We start from the raw sequence: 22,048 nt of genomic DNA, 5'->3' as shown, positions 1-22,048 counted from the left end.
ACTACGATCGCTCCATTTAACTAACCTCTCCCTCCGCCAGCATTACCTGGATCAGGTGCACAGAACTTAATCTGTCGGGTATAATCTCAGCCTGTATTTGTGTTCCTGACAAAACAAGGCACCCCTATTCGACGCTGCGAATATATAAATTAAAATCGGAATGACCTATTTAGATGTGATTTATGACAAGAATGCGGTAAAGTGAATTTTCCTTGTATTTTCCTTGTTGTTTAAAATTTTACGTATATGTTGGTTTTTGGTATTTATAATTCTTTTTAGGTACCTTGGCATAGATTTTTCTACCGGTAGTGTATTCAAACGAGTGAAAAATTTTTTGAAGATTATGGTTACCAATTAAAATGAGAGCGAGGAAGTAAAATGTTAAAATATTTAAGTGCTAATTATATTCTGCCGATCACGTCAATGCCCATAAAGGATGGCATTGTTGCGGTGGATGAGGAAGGAGTAATCCAAGGTATTTATGACTCCACTTCGTTTGCACCGATCGATAAAGCTAAGGTCGAGAGATATAACGGGGTGATTATTCCGGGATTTATCAATGCTCATTGTCATATCGAATTGTCCCATATGAAAGGTGCGGTACCCAGAGGTACGGGGCTGCCGAATTTTTTAAGCCAGGTAATGACGACTCGGGGCGCTTCGATGAAAAAAATCGATGAGGCGATGGGCAAAGCTGATAAGGAAATGTATCAGAACGGGATTGTGGCAGTAGGCGATCATGCAAATACAGATAATTCTTCTAAAGTCAAGCAGGAGTCGGAGATATTGTATCATACTTTTATAGAGGTGATGGGAATCGAGCCGGAAGAAGCTGATTTTAAGATCAAGGAAGCTAAATCGTTGACACATGAATTTTCAGGTAATCACGTATCTATTACACCGCATGCTCCTTATTCCTGCTCTAAAGTCCTGTTCAAGAAATTTAAGAAGGCTGTTACGGAAACAAATATTATCAGTATACATAACCAAGAAAGTGACGAAGAAAATAAGCTTTTCCGTTACAAAATTGGCGAGTTTTTAAAATTCTATGAAAGTATAGGAAAGGATGCAGATTCGATCAAAGCTCAGGCAAGGAATTCCATTCAATCATATTTACCTTATTTGCCTTATCCCAATAAGATAATACTGGTCCATAATACCTATACATCTTTGAAGGATCTGGATTTTGTGGAACGGATGGACAGGGATATCGTTTGGTGTTTGTGTCCGAAAGCGAACCTGTATATCGAAGGCGCATTGCCTAAAGTCCCGAATTTTGTGAACGCAGGGCAGCTGCTGGCTATCGGGACAGATAGCTTGGCTTCAAACGATAAGCTATCGATACTCGATGAATTAAAGGTACTGCATGAACATTTTGAGGAGCTCGATTTTTTGCAAACCATTCAATGGGCTACGATCAATGGCGCCATCGCATTGAATATCCAGGATCAGTACGGCTCACTGGAAATTGGCAAGAAGCCGGGTATTGTTTTGCTTGAAGGGATGGAACATATGCGGTTGACGGATAAAGTTAAAGTCAAACGCTTAGCCTAGTATTTGATTCCACAAAAACTTCTGTACTTTTGCTCTTATGAACGGTCCGGGAGCTGGCACTTCATTAAAATCTTCTAATGAAGTACCTGGTCCTGAAATATCCATCTGACTGATGGAGAAAAAATATGACAGATGAAACATTTGAACATTTCAGTAAGAGGCAAAGTACAAGGAGTCTTTTTTCGATTGACCACCAAAGCGGTTGCGGATCAGGTCGGCGTAAAGGGATTCGTTATGAACCAGAAGGATGGTTCTGTTTATATCGAGGCGGAAGGCGACGATTTCGCTCTTGATTCGTTGTTGGATTTCTGCCAGGAAGGTCCAGAGAAATCAGTGGTCGAGGCCATCGAAGTGCATGAGGGCGAACTGAAGGGATTCTCGAATTTTGAAGTGATTAAAAAAGCGCAATCCTAAGCCAGTGTCTACAGTCAAAAAATTTCTTAGTGATACGGTCGTCTATGGTGTGACTACTATTGTTTCGAGGATGATCGGATTCCTAATGACTCCGCTCTACCTTCGTAAATTTAAGGATGCAGCAGTCTATGGGATTTATTCGAACTTCTATGCCTGGATGTCGATGTTAAATGCTGTTCTGGCATTTGGTATGGAGACGACCTATTTCAGGTATCTCCAGAAAGTTGAATCCGAAGATAGGGATAAGGTCTACAATAACAGTTTGTTTGTTACCTTGATCACCTCAGGGCTATTGCTACTATCCGTGTTTGTTTTCACAAGCCCCATCGCGGCATGGTTTGCTGACGGGGGAGATGTCGCTGTATACGAGCAGTATATTAAATACTTTGCATTTATCCTTGTAGCAGATGCGCTTGCAGTTGTGCCGTTTACCAAATTGCGTGCTGAGGGCAGGCCTTATAAGTACAGCGCTCTTAAATTCATCAATATCGGTATTACGGTAGTTTCAAATCTGTTTTTCATCGTTTTTCTTCCCAGCTGGGTGCATACTTACAGTTTTTGGGAAAATTTTGCAGGCGCATGGTTTAAAGAAGGCTGGATCGGTTATGTTTTCATCTCTAATTTACTGGCGAGCTTGGTCACTTTACTTTTGTTATTGCCCGAATTATTAGCTTTTCGGTTTAGATTTGATCGAAAATTAATGCATGAAATGCTGAGATATAGCCTTCCTATATTGGTCGCTAACATTTCATTTATTATAAATGAGAATCTGGATAAAATGTTCTTTCCCAAACTAATGCCCGGCGAAGTGGGGAAAGAAGATTTGGGTGTATATGGAGCTGTTGCGAAGTTGGCGGTATTTCTCAGTTTATTTGTTACAGCCTTTAGATTGGGAGCAGAACCATTCTTCTTTTCCTATTCTAAAAATCAGAACGCTTCCAAAACTTATGCAGTGATCATGGAGTACTTCGTTATCCTGATGGTTGTCGCAATGGTGGGCCTGACAGTCAATCTGGACTGGTTAAAATATTTTATCCGAGGCAATGAAAAGGAGATCGCCGCTTATTGGACGGGACTAAAAATAGTCCCTATTCTTTTGTTTAACTATGTCTTGTTGGGTATATATATGAATCTTTCCATTTGGTATAAGCTGACTGACCACACGCGTTATGCGATTTATATCTCAGGGATAGGTGCTGTCATTACTATCCTTCTTAATATCTGGCTTATTCCCATCTATTCTTATGTCGGGGCAGTGCTGTCTACCACGATGGTGTATCTAGTTATGATAGGGTTTTCACTTTACTGGGGTCAAAAATATTATCCTATCCCTTATAAATTGTTGAAGATTGTTCTCTATTTGGCGACGGGGCTTTTGATCTCTTGGCTTAGCTTCCAAATTTTTGAAAGTAATATCTGGATCGGGAACTTTATGCTCCTTCTCCTGTTATTTGCGGTCTATATGCTTGAAAAGGATGGACTGGTGCGCCTGATCCGGCGGAAGTAACCTGCTAAAATAACGAAGGCGATAAGCAGTTTTATCGCCTTTGTATTCAATAAAAACATTATATTAATTCTGTCTGGAATGTGTGTTCAATCTCCTCGAGCACTTCCAGAATTTCTTCTTTTGTCTGTAAGCTCACAAGTTTCATGCGAGATTCTTTAAAGTTTGGAATGCCTTTGAAATAATTTGCGTAGTGTCTGCGCATCTCGAAAATCCCGAGTTTATCCCCTTTCCATTCGATCGATTTGATGAGGTGGGTTTTGCATACATCCACACGCTCGGCAATGGTCGGGCCTTCGAGGCGCTCACCGGTGTTGAAGAAATGCTTGATTTCACGGAAAATCCAGGGATACCCTATGGCTGCACGCCCGATCATGATTCCATCGACTTCATATTCTTGTCTCCATGCGGCAGCTTTTTCTACTGAATCGACGTCTCCGTTGCCGAATATCGGGATCTTGATGCGCGGGTTGCGTTTTACATCCCGGATCATGGACCAGTCTGCCTGTCCTTTATATAACTGGGCGCGTGTACGTCCATGTATTGCCAGTGCTTTGATACCCACATCTTGTAACCGCTCTGCGACCTCATACACGTTCTTGGTGTTATCGTCCCAGCCCAGGCGTGTCTTAACGGTGACCGGTAAATGTGTTGCTTCTACCACTGCCTTGGTCATTGCCACCATTTTATCTATATCCTGCAATAGCGAGGATCCAGCTCCTTTACAGACCACCTTTTTGACAGGACAGCCGTAATTGATATCGATCAGGTCGGGATTTGCTTTGGTACAGATCTCCGCAGATTGCCGCATATGCTCAATATCGCCACCGAATATCTGAATGCCGATAGGCCTTTCATACTCAAAAATATCGAGTTTTTGGATTGATTTGGCTGCATCACGAATTAACCCCTCGGAGGAGATAAATTCAGTATACATTAAATCAACACCATTCTGTTTACAAACATACCGAAATGGAGGATCGCTAACATCTTCCATCGGCGCGAGTAACAAAGGAAATTCTCCCAAATCAATATTTTCACCAATCTTGACCGACATCTTCAATTTTTTTTTTACAAAGGTACAAAATTTGGCATTAGTATAAAGTTAGCTAACGGTCATGGGTTTACAGCCCATTCCTGATCCCTCCGGATCAAGCCGTACATCGGCAGCCTGCCTGTCTCTCTCTATATTTCTTTCACAAAATCTTTGATTGCCTGCCCGGGATCGTCTGTTTTCATAAAGTTTTCGCCGATCAGAAAGGCTTGGAATCCTGCTTTTTTTAACTCCCGGATGGTTTGGGGGTTGGATATGCCACTTTCCGATACCTTAATATATTCTGAAGGTATTTTGTCCAACAGGTCATAAGAATGTTGAATGTCTACCGAGAAGTCTTTCAAGTTTCGGTTATTTACACCGATGGCATCGATATCATCGAAAAGGTTGTCGAGCAATTCCTGCTCATTATGTACTTCGAGCAAAACATTCAATCCGATCTGATGGGCGTAGGACGCGAACTCCTGAACCTCCTCTTTTTTGAGGCATGCCGCTATAAGAAGAATAACATCAGCCCCGTAAGCTTTAGCTTCTGCAATCTGATATTTATCCACAATAAATTCTTTACGAAGGATAGGAATGCTGATCGCTTGACGTGCTTTGGATAGATCCTCTAACGTACCTTTAAAAAACTCACTATCGGTCAGGACAGAGACTGCTGAAGCTCCCGCTTCTTCGTACGCCTTTACAACATCTTCTACCCTTGAACTGCTGTTGATATCACCTTTTGACGGCGAGGCTCTTTTGTATTCGGCGATGATCCCTGTTTTATCAGGATCCAAGATGGATTCCCGCAGCGACAGACAGGCCACATTGAAGTAGGGATAGTTTACTAATTCCTCCAAGGGTACCGAAGCTTTCGCTTTTTCGACCTCTATTTTTTTCCGTTCTATGATTTTATCGAGTATAGTCATTTTTAGTGTTGAATATTGAGTATGGATATTCATTGCTGGATAAGCTAAGATAACCAGTTTTCAATTAATTTTTTCCCATTTGTTGTTAATACTGATTCCGGATGGAACTGCATGCCTCTGACATCGTATTCTGTATGGGTCAAGGCCATAATGATACCATTTTCGTCTATCGCCGTCACTTTGAGGGTGGGCGGCAGGGTGTCTTTGCTCACCGCCCAGGAGTGGTAGCGACCTATTTTAGAATCCTTTGGGAAGTCGCGAAACAGTTTCTCGGATTCGTCGGTAACGTGAATGTTTGTGGCTACGCCGTGCAGTGGTTTTTCCATATTGAACAGCGTACCTCCAAATACTTCAGCGATGGCCTGTTGACCTAAGCAAATCCCCAATATACTTTTACGTGGGGCGTAGGTACGGATTACATCCAGCAGCAAGCCGGCTTCTTCAGGAATACCCGGACCGGGGGAAAGGAGGATCTTGTCGAACGGCTCCAGGTCCTCCAGCTTAAATTTGTCATTGCGCAGCACCACATAATCCTGCCCAAGCTCCTGAAGCAGATGAACCAGATTGTAGGTGAAGGAATCGTAATTGTCGATGACGACGATCTTATTGTTGCTCATAGCCTTTTGTTGTATAATCCTGATTAAAGTAATTGTCTATTTTATCAAATATAACTTGAATAAATTCGGTTGGCAGGTCAAATTTTCTAGCCAGAACCGCGTAATTATTGCTGATATTCCGAATGCCATCCTCTTCTATGCATTCCTTGCCAGTGAAGGTGCGGCCCTTATTTAGGTACATCTGGCGCAAGGCGAGCAACTCGGCGATGCGACTGTCGATGGTGTCAATAGAGCTTTTGATGTGCTGGCTGTTGACACAGTATTCTAATGGTCTGATCATAATGTTTCTGCTAATTGTAGGGCTTTCCGCAATGCGGCGATTTTATTATTTACCTCCTGGAGTTCCATTTCGGGGTCTGAATCCAATACAATTCCACCACCAGCTTGATAGTGTAAAGTGTTTTGTTTACTGAGGAATGAGCGAATCATGATGGCATGATTGAAATCACCATTGAAACCCATAAAGCCAATCGCTCCAGAGTAAAAAGAGCGCTGCAAACCTTCGTAGCGGTCAATGAGTGTCAATGCCATGTGCTTTGGAGCTCCAGAGAGTGTTCCAGCCGGGTAGGTGTCTCCAACGATATCGAATGGATTGATATTATCCTTTAAGGTTCCGGTCACTTTAGACACCAAGTGGATAATATGCGAATAATATTGGGGTTCCATATAGGATTCTACTTTAACCTGTGTACAATGTCTGCTCAGGTCATTGCGTGCCAGGTCGACCAGCATCACGTGTTCTGAGGTTTCTTTTGGATCTTGCTTAAGCCTAGAAGCGATTTTTTGATCTTCGTCCATATTGCCTGTCCTCTTAAACGTTCCCGCGATCGGAAAAATAGTCGCCTGACTGCCATGGATACGCAATTGTGCTTCTGGAGACGAACCGAATAATTTAAAATCACCGTAATCAAAGTAGAATAAATAAGGAGAGGGGTTAATGGAACGTAGTGCCCGGTAGACGTTAAATTCATCGCCTGAGAAAGGAGTCCGGAAACCGCGTGAAGGAACGATCTGAAAAACATCGCCACGCTGGATATGTTCTTTCATCTTTTTGACAAGCTGGCGGTGCTCTTCGTCACTACGGTTGGAACTTTCCTCTCCTGCCAGCTTGAACGTATATTCGGGGAAGTTTTTGTTCTGAATAAGGAATTGCACTCTTTCCAGTTCCGATGCCTCATCTTCCAGTAGATGTTCGAAGATATAGAGCTGATTTCGGAAGTGGTCTATTGCAATAACATACTTGTAGACATGGTATTGCATAAATGGTATCTTGCGTGCAGGATCGGGCGCTGTGGTCAGCTTGATATCTTCGAAATGTTCGATGCAATCGAAAGTAAAGTAACCGAATAGACCATTGGAGATCAGGTTGAGCTCGGCAATGGTAGCATCTTCAAACGAATTTCTGAAGTCCGAAACTTCTTGACGTAGATCGATGTGCTGTGCATCCTTGACAATTCTTTCTTTTCCGGGGAAAGTCAAGGTTAGTTCTCTTTCGTCCAGCTGTATGCCGGCAATGGGCTGGCAGCAGATGTAACTGATGTTGTTGTCACGACTGTGGTAGTCGGAACTTTCCAGTAGTAGTGAGTTGGGAAAGATATCCCGTAGCCGGAGATAAATACTCACCGGTGTGGTCGTGTCGGCCAGCAGTTTCCTGCTTTCTGTTTTGAATCTGAACTTCATTTTATAATTTCTTCTTTTTTACAATTTTGTACATAAAAAAACCCGATACTTTTTAGCATCGGGTTTGGAATTTCCATAAATGGTTTTGGTTGATTATGAAATATTATGACAATACCAATTAGTTCCCGATGCTTATTGCTTCAGGCCACCACCAATTTGTATTTGTATATCTTCGTGTCATTATTACACAAATTTATAAAAAAAAATAAATAAGCAAACTTTTTCTGATAAAAAATCAAAAATTCCGTTTGTTTTTTAATCATTTAATAAATCGGGGCGTCTTTCCTGGGTTCTTTTCAGCTGCTGCTCGTGTTTCCACGTAGCGATTTTCGCTTCATGTCCGCTGAGCAAAATGTCTGGTACTTTGTGCCCTTTCCAGTCTGCAGGGCGGGTATAGATCGGTGCGTCGAGCAGACCATCCTGAAAGGAGTCGGAAAGCGCGGAGGTTTCGTCGGACAGCACACCGGGAATCAGGCGGATAATGGCGTCTGTAACAATGGCTGCCGGAAGCTCTCCTCCTGAGAGCACATAGTCGCCTATGGAAATTTCTTTTGTCACGTAGATATCCCGAATGCGCTGGTCTATTCCTTTATAATGTCCGCAGAGGATCATGATATTTCCTTTGGTCGACAATCCGTTGGCGATATCTTGATTAAATGTTTCGCCATCGGGTGTCATATAGATAATTTCGTCGTATGCCCGTTCGGCCTGAAGCTGTTCTATGCATCGGGCGAATGGTTCGATCTGGAGCACCATACCTGAACCGCCGCCATAGGGATAGTCGTCCACACTCTTGTGTTTATTGGTGGAGTAATCTCTTAAATTGTGTACGTGTATTTTGGCGAGGCCTTTGTTTTTTGCCCGCTGCAATATGGAGTGTGCAAATGGGCTTTCTAAAAGGTCTGGTAAGACTGTAATGATATCAAATCGCATGGGGCAAAGATACACAAAAATGCTCCATTGTCTATTTATAAGATTGATTCGCTTATCTTTGTGCCAAATTAAGTGAATATATAGTGATTGACGTAAATAATATTTCTGTTTCGTTCGGGGGAACGACTCTTTTTTCGGATGTATCGTTTTCCATCAATGAGAATGATAAGATCGCTTTGATGGGTAAGAACGGTGCTGGTAAATCTACCCTGTTGAAAATTATCGCGGGCGTGGGTAAGGCTTCTACAGGGCATGTCGCGGGCCCGAAGGATGCGGTCATCGCATACCTGCCGCAGCACCTGCTGACCGAGGATCATGTAACGGTCTTTGAGGAGGCTTCTAAGGCTTTTGAGCAGGTGTATCGTATGCGTGATGAGCTGGAGCGTCTGAATGAGCAGCTGACTATCCGTACGGACTATGAATCGGATGATTATATGTTGTTGATCGAACGTGTGTCGGAGCTGAGTGAGAAGTTTTATTCGATCGAGGAGGTGAATTACGATGCGGAGGTGGAAAAGGTGTTGAAGGGGCTTGGTTTTGAGCGTTCGGATTTTACCCGGCAGACCTCAGAGTTTTCTGGTGGCTGGCGTATGCGTATCGAACTGGCTAAAATTTTGTTGAAAAAACCTGATCTGATTTTGCTGGATGAGCCGACCAACCACATGGATATTGAGAGTATTCAATGGCTGGAGGACTTTTTGCTAAATTCGGCGAAAGCGGTGATTGTCATTTCACACGACAGGGCTTTTGTGGACAATATTACAAACCGTACGATTGAGGTGACGATGGGCCGGATCTACGATTATCGGGCCAAGTATAGCCATTATCTGGAATTGCGTCAGGAACGTCGTCAGCACCAGTTGAAAGCATATGAGGAGCAGCAGCGCTTTATTGCGGATAATCAGGAGTTTATCGACCGTTTTAGGGGGACATACTCCAAAACTTTGCAGGTACAGTCTCGGGTCAAAATGCTGGAGAAACTGGAGATCATTGAGGTGGATGAAGTGGATACCTCGGCCTTGCGTCTGAAATTTCCGCCATCTCCGCGATCTGGCCAATATCCGGTCATTGTGGAGGACCTGACCAAATCCTATGGCGACCATGTGGTGTTCGAAAAGGCCAATATGGTTATTGAACGTGGTGAAAAGGTGGCGTTTGTCGGAAAGAATGGTGAAGGTAAATCAACGATGATCAAAGCAATAATGGGTGAAATTGACTTTGAAGGTACATTGAAGATCGGCCACAATGCGAAGATCGGTTACTTTGCCCAAAATCAGGCGGCATTGCTGGATGGCGAGCTGACGGTTTTTGATACGATTGATCAGATTGCTGTTGGCGATGTGCGTGTCAAAATGAAAGATCTCTTAGGGGCCTTCATGTTTAGCGGTGATGACACCACCAAAAAGGTGAAGGTACTGTCGGGTGGTGAACGGACGCGCCTGGCGATGATCAAACTGCTGTTGGAGCCTGTGAATGTACTGATTCTGGATGAGCCTACCAACCATCTGGATATGCGGACCAAAGATATTATCAAGGATGCATTGAAAGATTTTGATGGCACCTTGATTCTTGTTTCGCACGACCGCGACTTCTTGGATGGTCTGGCACAAAAGGTATTTGAATTTGGAAATAAACGTGTGCGTGAACACTTTGAGGATATCAAAGGGTTTCTTGAGTATAAGAAGATGAGCAGTTTGAAGGATATTGAGCGATAGCATCTAAATCAACGGAGTGTAAACGTATGCTGTTAGTCTATCTCCTATAATCATACGCTACAAGTTTTTGTTCTAATCCCGCTATTTACAGTATGGATATCAGAAACTTTATCTGTAAACGAAGCTTCCTGGGCTCAGCCGGTAGAGCAACGAACTTGTAACAAATAGGTCATTGGCTCATCTCGATGAGAGGCTCAGTTATAAAAAGCGGCTTACTATAAAAAAGCCGCTTTTTTGCGTTTAAGCCAAGAGTAAACCGAATATTCAAGCTTTTTTTCCTTAATCCCAAAGGGTGTGAAAGATACCTTCCTGATCAATACGCTCATAGGTATGTGCGCCAAAATAGTCACGTTGTGCTTGTATAATATTTGTAGGTAGTTTTTCGGATCGGTAGGCATCAAAATAAGAAAGTGCGTTTACGTATCCAGATACGGGTATGCCGTTTGCGATAGCATCTTTCAATACCTCGCGAAGGCTGGCCTGCGTACTCAGCAACTTTTGTGCAATGGTGTTATCGAGTAGGATATTGCGCAAGTCCGGATTAGCCGCATAGGCTTTTCTAAAATCCTCGAGCAAAGCCGCGCGAATAATACAGCCGCCGCGCCAAACTTTGGTTACCACCCGTAAATCCAGCTCATAGCCGTAGCTTTCCGATGCAACAGTAAGCTGTGCCAAACCTTGCGCATAGGTCGTGATGATCACAAAGTACAATGCCTGTTTTAAGCGATCGATGAGCGTTGTTGCGGGAAGGTCAACAGCTTGTCCATCCCAATGAAGTAATTTTGCTGCCTCCAAACGCTCGGGTTTATATTTGGACATATCGCGCATATTGACCGCTGCATCAATCACCGGCACTGGCACCTGTAGGTCCATCGCATTTTGCGAAGTCCATTTACCCGTTCCTTTTGATCTTGCCCAATCTGAAATCAGGTCCACCAAATATTGGTCACCTTCTTTTTTCTTCAGAATCTGGGCGGTAATCTCAAGCAAGAACGAGTTTAGTTCGCCCTCGTTCCATTTTTCGAAGGTCTGCTGTATGGTTTGGGTGTCAAAACCATATAATCTTTTCATCAGGTCATAGGTCTCTGCAATCAACTGCATGATCCCATATTCGATACCGTTATGCACCATCTTTACATAATTTCCGGCCGACCCGTTGCCTAGAAATTCCACACAGGGCTCGCCGTTTACCTTGGCCGAAACCGCCTCAAATATTGGCCTTAGCCTTTCGTATGCCTTTTTGTCGCCACCGGGCATCAAACTCGGCCCGCGACGAGCGCCACTCTCTCCTCCAGATATACCCATTCCGAAGAAATGTATACCCATCCCGGAAAGCTCATTAAATCTTCTGTCCGTATCCGCGAAGTAGCTGTTTCCGCCGTCGATGATTATATCTCCTTTGTCCAAAAGCGGAACAAGGCTGGCAATTGCCATATCAACCGGCTTTCCGGCCGGCACCAACAGCATAATTGCTCTGGGCTGTTGCAAAGCCCCTATAAACTCTTTTACTTGGGTCGTCACTTTGACGCGATGTCCTTCACTTGCTTCAGCTTCCAATGACTCAGCTTTCTGTGGATCAAGATCTAATCCAGCTACCGCGAAACCATTGTCGGCGATGTTCAGCAATAAATTACGTCCCATTACGCCGAGTCCAACAATTCCAAAATCGTAATTATTCATTTTATCTATACTCATCGTTTGATACCGTTCTTTAAAGTTGAAATTTACCATTTTTGTTGATACTATGAAAGACATTTGTCAGCAGATCGGTATGAGGCGCTTTTTTTTTTGTTCCAATTACTTCGCTGGTATTGAGAATTTTGTGGTAAAACAACAGATAATCCGTATATTCAACTCTCCTAAACATCAATTTTATTTATGATCATTGGATTAGACATTGGGACATCATCTGCGAAAGCTGTTGCATTTGACTACGAAGGTAACATCTTGTCGCTGCATAGTATAACTTATCCCATATTAAACCCGTCGGAAGGCTGGTACGAGCAAGATCCGGAGATTGTTTATGCTGCATGTATTGAGTCTATTAGGTATGTCATGATTAGCTTAAAGCAATCGAGTGCCGAGATACCAAAACCCGTATGCATTTCGGTAAGCAGTGCTATGCACGGACTCATCGCTGTTGACGCGGCGGGCAAGCCACTTAGCAATTGCATGATATGGGCAGATCGCAGAAGCGAGGATATTGCAGTTGCCTTGGAGGCAAGTGAGGCGGGCAGGCTGCTTTATCAGCAGACGGGGACACCAATACATCCCATGTCCTTGCTCTGCAAATTAATGTGGATAAAGTCTAACGATCAAAAATTATTTGCGCAGTCGCACAAGTTTATCGGTATTAAAGAGTTTCTTTTTTACAGGCTCTTCGGCATTTATGTGGTCGATCATTCCATTGCATCTGCAACAGGGCTTTTCGACATACATCACCTAACATGGTCTGATCGGGCGTTAAGATTGACGGGCGTATCGGAAGAGAAACTCGCATCGCCAGTTCCGGTCAATTATATTTTAAACATGCCTAACCGAGAAATTGCGGACTTGATGCACATCCCTCAAGATACCCCTTTCGTTATAGGTGGTAGCGATGGTTGTTTGGCCAATCTCGGGGTAGGGGCTATACGTCCCGGGGTGGCTTCGGTAACTGTCGGCACCAGTGGAGCTATTCGCGTAGCGAGTCCGCAGGCAAATCAAGAAAAAAAACAAAGACTATTTACCTACCTACTGAGACCGGATGAATATATAATTGGTGGCGCGGTTAACAATGGCGGTGTATTACGCAACTGGTTTCGAGATAACTTTTTGCATGAATTTATCCAAATGGAAGCGGATGGAAATCCTTCCGCGGCGTTAGATGCTTTGGTCGACTCCGTCGTTCCCGGAGCAGAGGGCTTGATATTCTTGCCCTATTTAACCGGTGAACGGGCACCACATTGGAATTCCAATGCAAAAGGCGTTTATTTTGGAATACAGCTGCACCATGGCAGGGCGCACTTTGCACGGGCTATGATGGAAGGGATGTTGTTTGCGATTTACAGTGTAGGAATCGCATTGGAGGAGAACACCGGCCCGATTCATACGATCTATGCAAGCGGCGGTTTAGCACGTTCATCGCTGATGGTGCAAATGCTTGCAGATATTTTCAATAAACCTGTATTCATCAAAAATACGGTAGAAAGCTCTGCATGGGGAGCAGCATTGATAGGCTTGGAAGCATTGGGTATACAGGCGGGTGAGCCTACCGTAAAAAACAAGCAAGCGGCGGGAACACACGATACTGAGCACTATTTCAAACCAAGTGTGGAGAATCACGCCGTATATATGAAGAACTTTCAGAAATTTGAACACCTGTACCATCTATTGGAAGGTGAGTTTTAACTAGATGTAATTATTATGCCTCTAATCATTGTTGTTTTGGGAGTAGCTTTACTACTTCTTTTAGTCACTGTCGTCAGGTTAAACACGATCTTTTCATTACTGATAACCTCTGTTGCGGTCGGTTTTGCCATGAATATGAATGCCGTCGATATCCTTAAATCTATTGAAACCGGAGTGAGTAGTACCATGGGCCAGCTGGCACTTTTGTTGGCTTTCGGGTCTTTACTGGGTAAATTGATGGCGGAGGGTGGTGCTGCAGAAAAGATTACAACGAAACTAACGGCTGTATTTGGCAGAAAGAACTTACCTTGGGCAATGGTTCTTACGGGCTTTTTAGTAGGAATTCCTTTATTTTACAATGTCGGTTTCATCGTCTTGGTACCATTTGTTTTCATGGTATGTGCTTCCAATAAAATGCCCTTGCTTTATGTAGCTATTCCACTGCTGGCAGCGCTGTCCGTAACGCACGGTTATTTGCCACCACATCCGGGAGCTACGGCTATAGCGGTTACTTACAATGCGGATATAGGCTTGACGATGGCTTATGGCATTGTGGTGGCAATTCCTGCCATAATTATCGGTGGACCACTCTTTGGTAGGATGCTTAAGCATATTCCGACCAACCCACCTGCCGAGTTTTTTCCTGAACCCAATCAGGCAGATAAGAAAGAGCTTCCTGGATTTGCAATTAGTATATTTACAGGGCTGTTTCCAATAATTTTAATTGCTGTTGGTTCATTTGCACATCTAATATTCCCAAAAGATTCCCCTTGGCTGGCGGCACTACGTTTCTTGGGTGACCCGGTGGTGGCTTTAATGATTGCATCGCTAGTGGCGATGTACACGATGGGTATCCGCCAAGGTAAAAGTTTGCGGGAGCAGTCAGAAAGTGTGGAAGAAGCAATCCGTGGGATCATGATGATTCTTTTTATCATTGCAGCATCAGGCGCCTTCAAGCAAATTTTGGTAGATAGTGGTGTTGCGAACTACATCGCTGACCTAACCGCAGACTTGAGCTTGTCGCCTCTTGTGCTCGCATGGTTAATAGCCGGTATCATTCGCCTAGTTATCGGTTCGGCAAGTGTTGCCGGACTCACGGCAGCGGGCATTATGCTTCCCATTGTGCAAGCAGGAAATGTTACTCCTGAATTAATGGTACTAGCGACCGGAGCGGGCAGTCTCATGTTTTCACACGTCAACGATCCGGGGTTTTGGATGTTTAAATCTTACTTTGGAGTGAGCGTGAAGGACACATTTCGCTCATGGACGGTGATGGAAACGCTCGTTTCTGTTATTGGATTGATCGGTGTCTTGATTTTACACTGGCTTGGCCATTGACAGCGAATGAGAAAGTTTCCACGTTTTTCATCAAACGAATATTGAATTGTACAGATCCATAATCGGTTGATTATGGGCATTTTTTTGTTGAAAACCGTTGTTTGATTTTTTTTTCTTAATATCGTGACAATGAACCAAATTTTTGTTGTTTGGTTATTCTGACAAATATGCATAGATCACAACAGCTTTATCTATATATCTTATTTTGCCTGAGTTGCTGCCTGGGCGGGGAGGCTGTTTTTGGCCAATATACAGTTGATAATATACCTAGTCCAAAGCAGAAAGGACAAGACTATTTTGTCTCTAACCCTGATGGGATTCTGTCATCGGGAACAGTAGCTGAACTGGATGGTTTATCCACACAGATTGAGGCCGCGACAAAAAGTGAATATGCCATCGTATTGGTCAATGACTATGTGGGTGACAGCGATTTTGATTTTGCGTTGAAGCTATTTAATATCTGGGGCATAGGTAAGAAGGAAAGCAATAATGGTCTATTGTTGTTTATTGCCAAAGATCGCAGGGAATACCGCTTTATAACGGGATATGGCATGGAGAGTACGTTGCCCGATGCTTATCTGAAGCGGATCGGTGAGAAATATCTGGTTCCTCATTTCCGGAACGGAGATTACGATCAGGGGGTTCTGGAGGCTTCCCAATTTATTAAAACTATTTTGCTGTCCCCTGACAGCAGAGCCGAACTGGAGCGTTTGATGCCGGAAGCAATACCGATCTGGAGCTTAGGAAATCCGATTTTGCGTAACACGCTGCTGGTTCTGGCCCTATTTGCTCTCTGCTATATCTGGCTGGATAGGCTGACCAAGGCCGTAAAAGGAAAACTCAGCAGGAAAAGCAACTATTTCCCACCCTTGGTGAGTGGCTGTGGCTGCATGGGTATGCTGATGTTTGTCAGTGTATTTGTCTGTGCTTTTGCCTTGAATAACTTTGAGGAAGTCTACCAATGGAAGAATCTGCCGTATTTTATGTTTGTTTTTGGCAGTGTCACGCTAGCTATGAAGTATAATGCCAGCCAAGCCCAGATTGTGAACTCATATCGGGATGAGGAGAATATCCAGCATGCGCTGCGTAAGTTCCGCGCATGGGGCTTGCTGCCTCTGTTGCTGAGCCCACTGGCCCTTTTTGATTTTTTCGGGATCAATAAGCGCATCCGACGAAATACGCTTCGTCTGGCGCCCCCGGATCATTCAGGCAGCTGGCTGCGTGTGAATCGAGATGATGCTGCATTCCGGCAAAGCGCCTATCTTGATAAGGGGCAGCTTCTGGAGGAAAAACTTGGCAGCCGGGCGTATGAAATCTGGGTGGATAAGACCACAAAGGAAATCAAATTGATCCCTTGGGATGAAAAGGCAGGATATGTGGATTGTCCCGAGTGCCATTATCGCACTTTGGAAACAGGGCTGTCGCGAACCATCCGGGCGGCAACATATAGTTCGCAAGGGTTGGCCGAACGTTTTGATAAGTGTAAACATTGTGGCCATCGGGTCTCTCATGGAGAGTATACGATACCGGTCAAGGTACGGTCTTCATCCAGCAGTGGCGGCGGAAGCGGATCTAGTAGCAGAAGTTCTGGTGGCGGAGGCGGAAGTTTCGGTGGCGGCTCATCCGGTGGCGGCGGTGCTGGCGGACGGTGGTAATTAATAGGTATAAAAAAAGGTTTTCAAACGGGGAGAATGAAAACCTTAAATAACCAATTATAAACCTAAATTATGATGACACAAATATAGTGTATTTTATACACTATCCAAAATATTTTTTAAAAAAAAATAAAAAAATAAGCTATATAAGGTCTGTATGATTTCTGTGTATAAATTAAAACCGAAGTTTCAGCAGCTGCTGATGCCTATTTTGACCTTCTTACATCGAAAGAAGGTGACGGCCAATCAAATTGCGATTACTTCGGTGCTTTTGTCTCTGATCATTGCACTGTTGTTCTGTAACGCTGATCGGTTTCCGGTTTTCTATCTGTCTTTGCCACTAGGTCTTTTGCTGCGTATGGCCTTAAATGCATTGGACGGTATGATGGCGCGTCTTTTCCAGCAGACGAGCAAGATGGGGGAAGTGCTGAATGAAGTGGGTGATGTTGTTTCTGATGTCGTCATCTTCTTTCCCTTGCTGAAATTTCATCCTGAGAGCTTATATCTGGTGGTTGGTTTTATTGTTTTAAGTGTCATCAACGAATTCTGCGGACTGATCGGAAAGGTTGTAGCCAATGATCGTCGTTATGATGGACCCATGGGTAAAAGCGACCGTGCGCTGCTGCTGGGGGTATATGGAATTTTAAGTTTGTTGCATATTTCGATAACGACTATTTCGGTCTATATTTTCGCCGTGCTATGTTTGTTATTGGTCTTGAGTTCCATAACGCGATTGAGAAAGGCATTGGTGGTACATGAGTGAAATATCTAATCCGAAGGATAAGTTTGCTGACGTACCTGTCCGGGTCAGAAGCTGGGGCTATATTGTGCTTGTACTGGCGATTGCTTTCGTTCCGCAGATGACATCATGGTTGTTTGTTTCCTGGCTTAGTTTCCAGGGCATGCGCGAATTTATGAAGATGTTTGTGCCCAATTTTAGTTTTGCGTTGGTCTTTGCTATTGTAACAGGCCTATTGCAGCTGATCCTTTTAAACTACTGTTCATACACCGGCTACCTATTCTGGGCGACACTATTGTGCCTAGGCATCGGTCTGTTTTTCCGTTTGGCACAGAAAACAGCGATGGGAGCTGCTATTGCAATGACCTTTGGAGCGGCTGCCTGCCTACTTGCATTCAGCCAGCTGGTTTTTATCCGGGCAGTAGAAATTCATCAGAATGAGTGGATAGGGTTGCGGCTTGTGGCCTATATCATCGTTTTAACGGAACTGAACGATGTATTCCAATACCTCATGGGTAAATTTTTTGGTAAACGAAAGATCGTTCCGCGCATCAGCCCAAATAAAACTGTTGCCGGATGTATCGGCGGTATCGGACTCACAATAATTTTAAGTAATATCTTGGGCTATCTGTTATTACCATTTGGAGATTTTATCTGCTTTTCGTTGCTAGGTCTGCTCTTCGGTGTTTTAGGATTTTGCGGTGATGTGCTTTTCTCCTTTTTGAAACGAAGGACAGGAGTCAAGGATACGGGGACGTTAATCCCCGGGCATGGTGGCTTATTGGATCGGATAGATAGCCTGCTTTTTAATGCGCCTGTTTTCTATGGTTTGATTTGTTTGATAGAAATGACGAATTTGTAATGGTTTTATAAAGTGGATGATGATCATCGAAATCGTGAAATTTAGAACTATGTATTCCGCAATCAGTAATCCTATAGCTTGTTTACGCATAGATAAAAATGAGATCAACTTATCAAACATTAAAAATTTGAATTAGGTCTTGACTTTGTAAATGCATAAATGCGCATCTAATATATCGTAAATGAATTATCAACGGGCAGTTTTATTTTCAGGTGGTGGTACTCGTTTTGGCTTGTACTTGGGCATGTATGCCGCGTTGGACGAATTGGGATTAAAACCAGATCTACTGATTGCTAGCTGTGGCGGATCGTTGGCTGCTGCGATTATCCAGGCTTTTGAAACGGATGCCGAGCGGAAATCTTATCTCCAGTCCGAAGAGTTTTATCGCTTCTTCTGTGGGCATACGCTTACGGAACAACGTCATCTGGGCAAATTGGGTTGGTATGTGCTACAAAAGCAGTGGGATAAGCGATTTGCTCCTTATCTGGAAGATGTCTTTGACCGTTATCTTGTCAACATGGAACATGATCTTTCGCCATTATTACCGACTTTGAACCGTCCATTTTCGGAGGAAATACCGTCGATTATTATTGGTTCGAAAATGCTTTTTGATCGCTCGGAAGTTGGGGATAGACGTGGCGAACGTAAGCTCTATCAGAAAATCCTGATGGGGCATACAACTGCTCTATCAAGAGTAAGTCTGGATCATATCCAAATTAGAGGTGAAAACTATGATAAAAGTGCCGTTGCGCCAACAATAGCGATAAATTCGGCGGTAACCTTGTTGGAGGCAGTTCGTATTTCGATGTCCGATATGTTTTATATTGAGCCGGTACAGCGGGATGGGGAATATTATGCCGGCGGAGCCATTGATTTGGTTCCTGTGGAGCTAGCACAGTCTTTGGCGGCGGAAGTGATCTGTGAACGGAAGCAGCCATATAAATTGCAGGAAGAAGGATTGGTCGGGGCGGTATTGGGCTTTAGTGGGAATCAACGCCTGCGGGATATTGATCAGCAATTTCGGGAAATCCGATGGATCGATACAAGGGATGCTACGGAGCAGTTGGCAGGAAGCTATTGCAAAAAAGGCATCGATTGGCGTAGATTTGAAATAACATTGTCCCTTCCGACCAGTCTGGATGAATTTGCGGCTGCGATGGAAGCGCAATGGAACTATGGATACCGGAAGACGATGGAGTTGCGTATGGGCTAAAACATGAGGGATTGGAATAAGTGGAATGAAGAAGACACTGTCCAAATAGAGATCATACGAGATGTACATAAATTATAAAGTTCAGGAGACTTTGGAAATGTTAATTGTTCAATACGGGACTGTTGGAGAATTTAATCGAAAGAAATCGAAAGCTTATTTGTTTGACAAAATAGCCCGAACAGTGGGTAATATTAGCACTATTTTTTAAACATGAAGGTATTTATCGCAGGCGGAACAAGTGGAATAGGTTTGGCACTAGCACAAAGCTACCTGCAACAGGGAGCTGAAGTTGCGGTATGTGGTCGGGACATGTCAAAGCTATCTGATCAGCTAGCATGCGATGCGCTCGTCAAGTTTGAAGTGGATGTATGTGATCGGGATGCTTTGGCTGCTGCCGTTCATTCCTTCTGTCATCATTGGACATTGGATCTTTTTATCAATTGTACAGGAAGCTACGCCGATGATGTAGCACAACGCATCAGTTATGAGGAGGCAGGTACAATGCTCTGCGTCAATATACAGGGAACTATCAATTGTTTTGAAGTTGCCAGCGAAGTCATGCTTGGACAATCAAAGGGGCAGATAGTAACCATAGCATCCGTCTCGGGAACTTTAGACTTTCCGAATTCAAGTTTGTACAGCAAAACAAAGCGGGCAGCAATCCAAGTGGCTGATGCTTATCGGCGGGCATTGCTCCCGTATGGAATTGCCGTGACAGTCATCGCACCCGGGTATGTGGATACCACCAAGCTCCGTGAACTTAATCAGCAGGATCTCTCCAAAAAGCCCTTTCTGATCAGTGTGGAAGATGCTGCGCAACGCATCTTAAAAGCCATACAGCGAAAGGAAGAAATCGTGATTTTTCCGAAGCGTATGAAATGGCTGATGGGATTTTTGGGTTTGCTCCCGCATGTATTATTAAGTAAAATCATGTTTAGGAAAGCCAAATGGATGAAAAACGATTAAAAAAGGTAAATAGCCAGCTTTTTGTTGCCATCTATTGTCTGTTACTTTTTCAGCTTACCTATCCCTTGACAGCAGTCTATGCCGGCAGCTTAGCTGCGGTACCCTCCTTTGTATTCGATTTTGAGCAGCATATTCCGTTCATTCCATGGATGATCCTGCCCTATATGAGCAGTGGACTGTTTTTTTTCCTTGTGCCTTTTTACTGTGGGCAGAAGAAGGAACTTCTGTGCTATGCAAAGCGATTTACATTTGTCACCCTGATTGCTGCAATATGTTTTCTCCTTTTTCCGCTGCGGTTTTCTTTTGACCGACCACAGGTCGAAAATCCTTTATTTACCATGTTCTTTTTCTTCTTGGAGAAATATGATTCGCCTTTTAATCAGGCACCCTCCCTGCATGTCGCTTATGCCTGTCTTTTTTGGTCTGTACTGCGCTGGAAGTTCAACGGATGGAAGAAAATAATTTTGGGCACCTGGCTCCTGATGATGGGATTAGGAACATTGACCGTATATCAGCACCAAGTAATCGACCTATTGACAGCTTGTATACTGGTTCAGTTCAGTTTTATCCTCTTTCCGAATGCCATTGAACAGGAACATAATCTGCGGCAGGAATCCGGACAAGGAGGGCGTTCAGGTTATGAGAGGACATGTGGTGAAGGTAATAGTGAAGGTGTGAACTTAAATAGTGACGGCGAGTGGTTTGAAAGACGTATTGCGCTGACGAGAAATCAACAGCTAGCAAATAGCTATTACCTCGCAGGGTGGATATTCATGTTGCTTGTCTTACTATGTGAAGGACGTTTATTGTTATTGATTCTGTTTGTCTGGATAGCCTTACTCTGCTTCGCCGTTGGTTACAATTACTTGCGCGGTAATACAGGATTTTTGAAGGATCATCGGGGCCGAATACCAATGGTAAAGAAAGTATTTTACGCTCCTTATCAATTAGCGTACTGGCTGATTTGGCGTTTTTTTAGAAAGAAAAATAATCCGCCGCTAATGGAGTTACTGCCCCGCTGTTACGTGGGGCCAAGGTTGAACGCTTCGGAACTCGTAGCCTTGGGACTGGATCGCAATCTGGTTGTTTTTGACCTCGCAGCTGAGCTGGAGGACATAAAACTCTTAGGGGCCATGGAAAAGTATTATTCTTTTCCTTTGCTGGATATTGCGGAGATCAATGTGCATGATGCCCACGTGATCTTAGGCGCCATGCTATCTGCTTACCGGAACTTGGATGAGCATGAAAATATGGTCATTCATTGTACAATGGGCTATAGTAGAAGTATGATATTTGCTATTCTGATGACGCGGGAATTATTATCTTTAGATTTAAATAAAGCTATTGATCAGGTGAAGTCGATCAATAGGTATGTGGTATTGCGGGGGTATGCGATCCAGTTGATGAAAGTTATAGTCGCTGGCCGATCCTGATCAAAAAAGAGTGGCTTGGTCTTTGTTTTTAAGAGCCACAGCTCAATAGATACGGAAATTACATACG

19 protein-coding genes and 1 riboswitch are annotated in these 22,048 nt (G+C 43.7%); of the genes, 12 read left to right on the top strand and 7 right to left on the bottom strand.

The window, feature by feature from the left end:
* Positions 1 to 10: 10 nt before the first annotated feature.
* Positions 11 to 136: riboswitch (TPP riboswitch) on the bottom strand.
* Between the two features lie 242 nt (positions 137 to 378).
* The 3 genes from K7A41_RS03850 to K7A41_RS03840 all read left to right on the top strand — a co-directional run bounded on the left by K7A41_RS03850 (position 379) and on the right by K7A41_RS03840 (position 3,475).
* The gene (locus K7A41_RS03850) at positions 379 to 1,554 is read left to right on the top strand and encodes an amidohydrolase family protein (RefSeq protein WP_265712681.1); all 1,176 of its coding nucleotides are present in this window, start codon (positions 379 to 381) and stop codon (positions 1,552 to 1,554) included.
* A gap of 132 nt (positions 1,555 to 1,686) precedes the next feature.
* Entirely contained in the window at positions 1,687 to 1,968 is a 282-nt protein-coding gene (locus tag K7A41_RS03845; RefSeq protein WP_265712680.1) for an acylphosphatase, read from the top strand.
* Positions 1,969 to 1,972: 4 nt separating this feature from the next.
* Positions 1,973 to 3,475 (top strand): lipopolysaccharide biosynthesis protein, encoded by a 1,503-nt coding sequence (locus K7A41_RS03840; protein WP_265712679.1) that lies wholly within the window; start codon positions 1,973 to 1,975, stop codon positions 3,473 to 3,475.
* A 58-nt stretch (positions 3,476 to 3,533) separates the two neighbouring features.
* Here the strand turns inward: K7A41_RS03840 and dusB are convergent, their stop codons facing one another.
* The 6 genes from dusB to trmD form a co-directional block, all read right to left on the bottom strand.
* On the bottom strand, positions 3,534 to 4,529 hold the full coding sequence (dusB, locus tag K7A41_RS03835) for a tRNA dihydrouridine synthase DusB (RefSeq protein ID WP_265712678.1): 996 nt from the start codon (positions 4,527 to 4,529) through the stop codon (positions 3,534 to 3,536).
* A gap of 128 nt (positions 4,530 to 4,657) precedes the next feature.
* Positions 4,658 to 5,440, bottom strand: coding sequence for an indole-3-glycerol phosphate synthase TrpC (gene trpC / locus K7A41_RS03830; protein WP_265712677.1), 783 nt, complete (start codon positions 5,438 to 5,440; stop codon positions 4,658 to 4,660).
* 44 nt (positions 5,441 to 5,484) lie between these two features.
* Positions 5,485 to 6,057 carry an anthranilate synthase component II gene (locus K7A41_RS03825; protein ID WP_265712676.1) on the bottom strand — a complete coding sequence of 191 codons (573 nt, stop codon included), beginning with the start codon at positions 6,055 to 6,057 and terminating at the stop codon, positions 5,485 to 5,487.
* Entirely contained in the window at positions 6,044 to 6,337 is a 294-nt protein-coding gene (locus tag K7A41_RS03820) for an isochorismate pyruvate-lyase (protein WP_265712675.1), read from the bottom strand. Before K7A41_RS03820 ends, K7A41_RS03825 begins: the two co-directional genes overlap by 14 nt.
* On the bottom strand, positions 6,334 to 7,737 hold the full coding sequence (locus tag K7A41_RS03815) for an anthranilate synthase component I family protein (RefSeq protein ID WP_265712674.1): 1,404 nt from the start codon (positions 7,735 to 7,737) through the stop codon (positions 6,334 to 6,336). The genes K7A41_RS03820 and K7A41_RS03815 overlap by 4 nt, the downstream gene beginning before the upstream one ends.
* 255 nt (positions 7,738 to 7,992) lie before the next feature.
* Complete coding sequence (gene trmD / locus K7A41_RS03810; RefSeq protein ID WP_265712673.1) at positions 7,993 to 8,670, bottom strand: tRNA (guanosine(37)-N1)-methyltransferase TrmD; 678 nt, start codon at positions 8,668 to 8,670, stop codon at positions 7,993 to 7,995.
* An 83-nt stretch (positions 8,671 to 8,753) separates the two neighbouring features.
* Here trmD and K7A41_RS03805 point away from each other — a divergent pair, with 83 nt between their 5' ends.
* Positions 8,754 to 10,385: an ABC-F family ATP-binding cassette domain-containing protein gene (locus K7A41_RS03805; protein ID WP_028070694.1), complete on the top strand. Its 1,632-nt coding sequence runs from the start codon at positions 8,754 to 8,756 to the stop codon at positions 10,383 to 10,385.
* A gap of 279 nt (positions 10,386 to 10,664) precedes the next feature.
* Here K7A41_RS03805 and gndA read toward each other — a convergent pair whose 3' ends face one another.
* Positions 10,665 to 12,080: an NADP-dependent phosphogluconate dehydrogenase gene (gene gndA, locus K7A41_RS03800; RefSeq protein ID WP_265712672.1), complete on the bottom strand. Its 1,416-nt coding sequence runs from the start codon at positions 12,078 to 12,080 to the stop codon at positions 10,665 to 10,667.
* A gap of 183 nt (positions 12,081 to 12,263) precedes the next feature.
* On the opposite strand from gndA, the gene K7A41_RS03795 reads away from it, so the two are divergent.
* The 8 genes from K7A41_RS03795 to K7A41_RS03760 all read left to right on the top strand — a co-directional run bounded on the left by K7A41_RS03795 (position 12,264) and on the right by K7A41_RS03760 (position 21,981).
* Positions 12,264 to 13,775 (top strand): gluconokinase, encoded by a 1,512-nt coding sequence (locus tag K7A41_RS03795; RefSeq protein WP_265712671.1) that lies wholly within the window; start codon positions 12,264 to 12,266, stop codon positions 13,773 to 13,775.
* 15 nt (positions 13,776 to 13,790) lie between these two features.
* The gene (locus K7A41_RS03790) at positions 13,791 to 15,113 is read left to right on the top strand and encodes a gluconate:H+ symporter (protein ID WP_265712670.1); all 1,323 of its coding nucleotides are present in this window, start codon (positions 13,791 to 13,793) and stop codon (positions 15,111 to 15,113) included.
* 167 nt (positions 15,114 to 15,280) lie between these two features.
* Positions 15,281 to 16,768: a TPM domain-containing protein gene (locus tag K7A41_RS03785; RefSeq protein ID WP_265712669.1), complete on the top strand. Its 1,488-nt coding sequence runs from the start codon at positions 15,281 to 15,283 to the stop codon at positions 16,766 to 16,768.
* A 157-nt stretch (positions 16,769 to 16,925) separates the two neighbouring features.
* Positions 16,926 to 17,531 (top strand): CDP-alcohol phosphatidyltransferase family protein, encoded by a 606-nt coding sequence (locus K7A41_RS03780; protein ID WP_265712668.1) that lies wholly within the window; start codon positions 16,926 to 16,928, stop codon positions 17,529 to 17,531.
* A complete protein-coding gene (locus K7A41_RS03775) occupies positions 17,524 to 18,369 on the top strand; it encodes a phosphatidate cytidylyltransferase (protein WP_265712667.1) in 846 nt (281 codons plus the stop codon). Before K7A41_RS03780 ends, K7A41_RS03775 begins: the two co-directional genes overlap by 8 nt.
* Positions 18,370 to 18,550: 181 nt before the next feature.
* Positions 18,551 to 19,582, top strand: coding sequence for a patatin-like phospholipase family protein (locus K7A41_RS03770; RefSeq protein WP_265712666.1), 1,032 nt, complete (start codon positions 18,551 to 18,553; stop codon positions 19,580 to 19,582).
* 210 nt (positions 19,583 to 19,792) lie between these two features.
* On the top strand, positions 19,793 to 20,548 hold the full coding sequence (locus tag K7A41_RS03765; protein WP_265712665.1) for an SDR family NAD(P)-dependent oxidoreductase: 756 nt from the start codon (positions 19,793 to 19,795) through the stop codon (positions 20,546 to 20,548).
* The gene (locus K7A41_RS03760; protein WP_265712664.1) at positions 20,530 to 21,981 is read left to right on the top strand and encodes a phosphatase PAP2 family protein; all 1,452 of its coding nucleotides are present in this window, start codon (positions 20,530 to 20,532) and stop codon (positions 21,979 to 21,981) included. The genes K7A41_RS03765 and K7A41_RS03760 overlap by 19 nt, the downstream gene beginning before the upstream one ends.
* The last annotated feature ends 67 nt before the right edge of the window (positions 21,982 to 22,048 follow it).

It is taken from the genome of Sphingobacterium sp. InxBP1, assembly GCF_026191775.1.
GTDB classification, from domain to species: Bacteria; Bacteroidota; Bacteroidia; order Sphingobacteriales; family Sphingobacteriaceae; genus Sphingobacterium; species Sphingobacterium thalpophilum.
The sequence above is the reverse complement of the archived record's forward strand: the minus strand, read 5'-3'. Positions and strand labels throughout refer to the sequence as shown.

Bases quoted from the DNA above. Each gene is read 5' to 3' on its own strand.
- K7A41_RS03795 (WP_265712671.1), top strand. From the start codon at position 12,264: ATGATCATTGGATTAGACATTGGGACATCATCTGCGAAAGCTGTTGCA.
- K7A41_RS03770 (WP_265712666.1), top strand. From the start codon at position 18,551: ATGAATTATCAACGGGCAGTTTTATTTTCAGGTGGTGGTACTCGTTTT.
- K7A41_RS03790 (WP_265712670.1), top strand. From the start codon at position 13,791: ATGCCTCTAATCATTGTTGTTTTGGGAGTAGCTTTACTACTTCTTTTA.
- trpC (WP_265712677.1), bottom strand. From the start codon at position 5,440: ATGACTATACTCGATAAAATCATAGAACGGAAAAAAATAGAGGTCGAA.
- K7A41_RS03815 (WP_265712674.1), bottom strand. From the start codon at position 7,737: ATGAAGTTCAGATTCAAAACAGAAAGCAGGAAACTGCTGGCCGACACG.
- trmD (WP_265712673.1), bottom strand. From the start codon at position 8,670: ATGCGATTTGATATCATTACAGTCTTACCAGACCTTTTAGAAAGCCCA.
- gndA (WP_265712672.1), bottom strand. From the start codon at position 12,080: ATGAGTATAGATAAAATGAATAATTACGATTTTGGAATTGTTGGACTC.
- K7A41_RS03765 (WP_265712665.1), top strand. From the start codon at position 19,793: ATGAAGGTATTTATCGCAGGCGGAACAAGTGGAATAGGTTTGGCACTA.
- K7A41_RS03820 (WP_265712675.1), bottom strand. From the start codon at position 6,337: ATGATCAGACCATTAGAATACTGTGTCAACAGCCAGCACATCAAAAGC.
- dusB (WP_265712678.1), bottom strand. From the start codon at position 4,529: ATGTCGGTCAAGATTGGTGAAAATATTGATTTGGGAGAATTTCCTTTG.
- K7A41_RS03850 (WP_265712681.1), top strand. From the start codon at position 379: ATGTTAAAATATTTAAGTGCTAATTATATTCTGCCGATCACGTCAATG.
- K7A41_RS03780 (WP_265712668.1), top strand. From the start codon at position 16,926: ATGATTTCTGTGTATAAATTAAAACCGAAGTTTCAGCAGCTGCTGATG.
- K7A41_RS03845 (WP_265712680.1), top strand. From the start codon at position 1,687: ATGAAACATTTGAACATTTCAGTAAGAGGCAAAGTACAAGGAGTCTTT.
- K7A41_RS03825 (WP_265712676.1), bottom strand. From the start codon at position 6,057: ATGAGCAACAATAAGATCGTCGTCATCGACAATTACGATTCCTTCACC.
- K7A41_RS03775 (WP_265712667.1), top strand. From the start codon at position 17,524: ATGAGTGAAATATCTAATCCGAAGGATAAGTTTGCTGACGTACCTGTC.
- K7A41_RS03785 (WP_265712669.1), top strand. From the start codon at position 15,281: ATGCATAGATCACAACAGCTTTATCTATATATCTTATTTTGCCTGAGT.
- K7A41_RS03760 (WP_265712664.1), top strand. From the start codon at position 20,530: ATGGATGAAAAACGATTAAAAAAGGTAAATAGCCAGCTTTTTGTTGCC.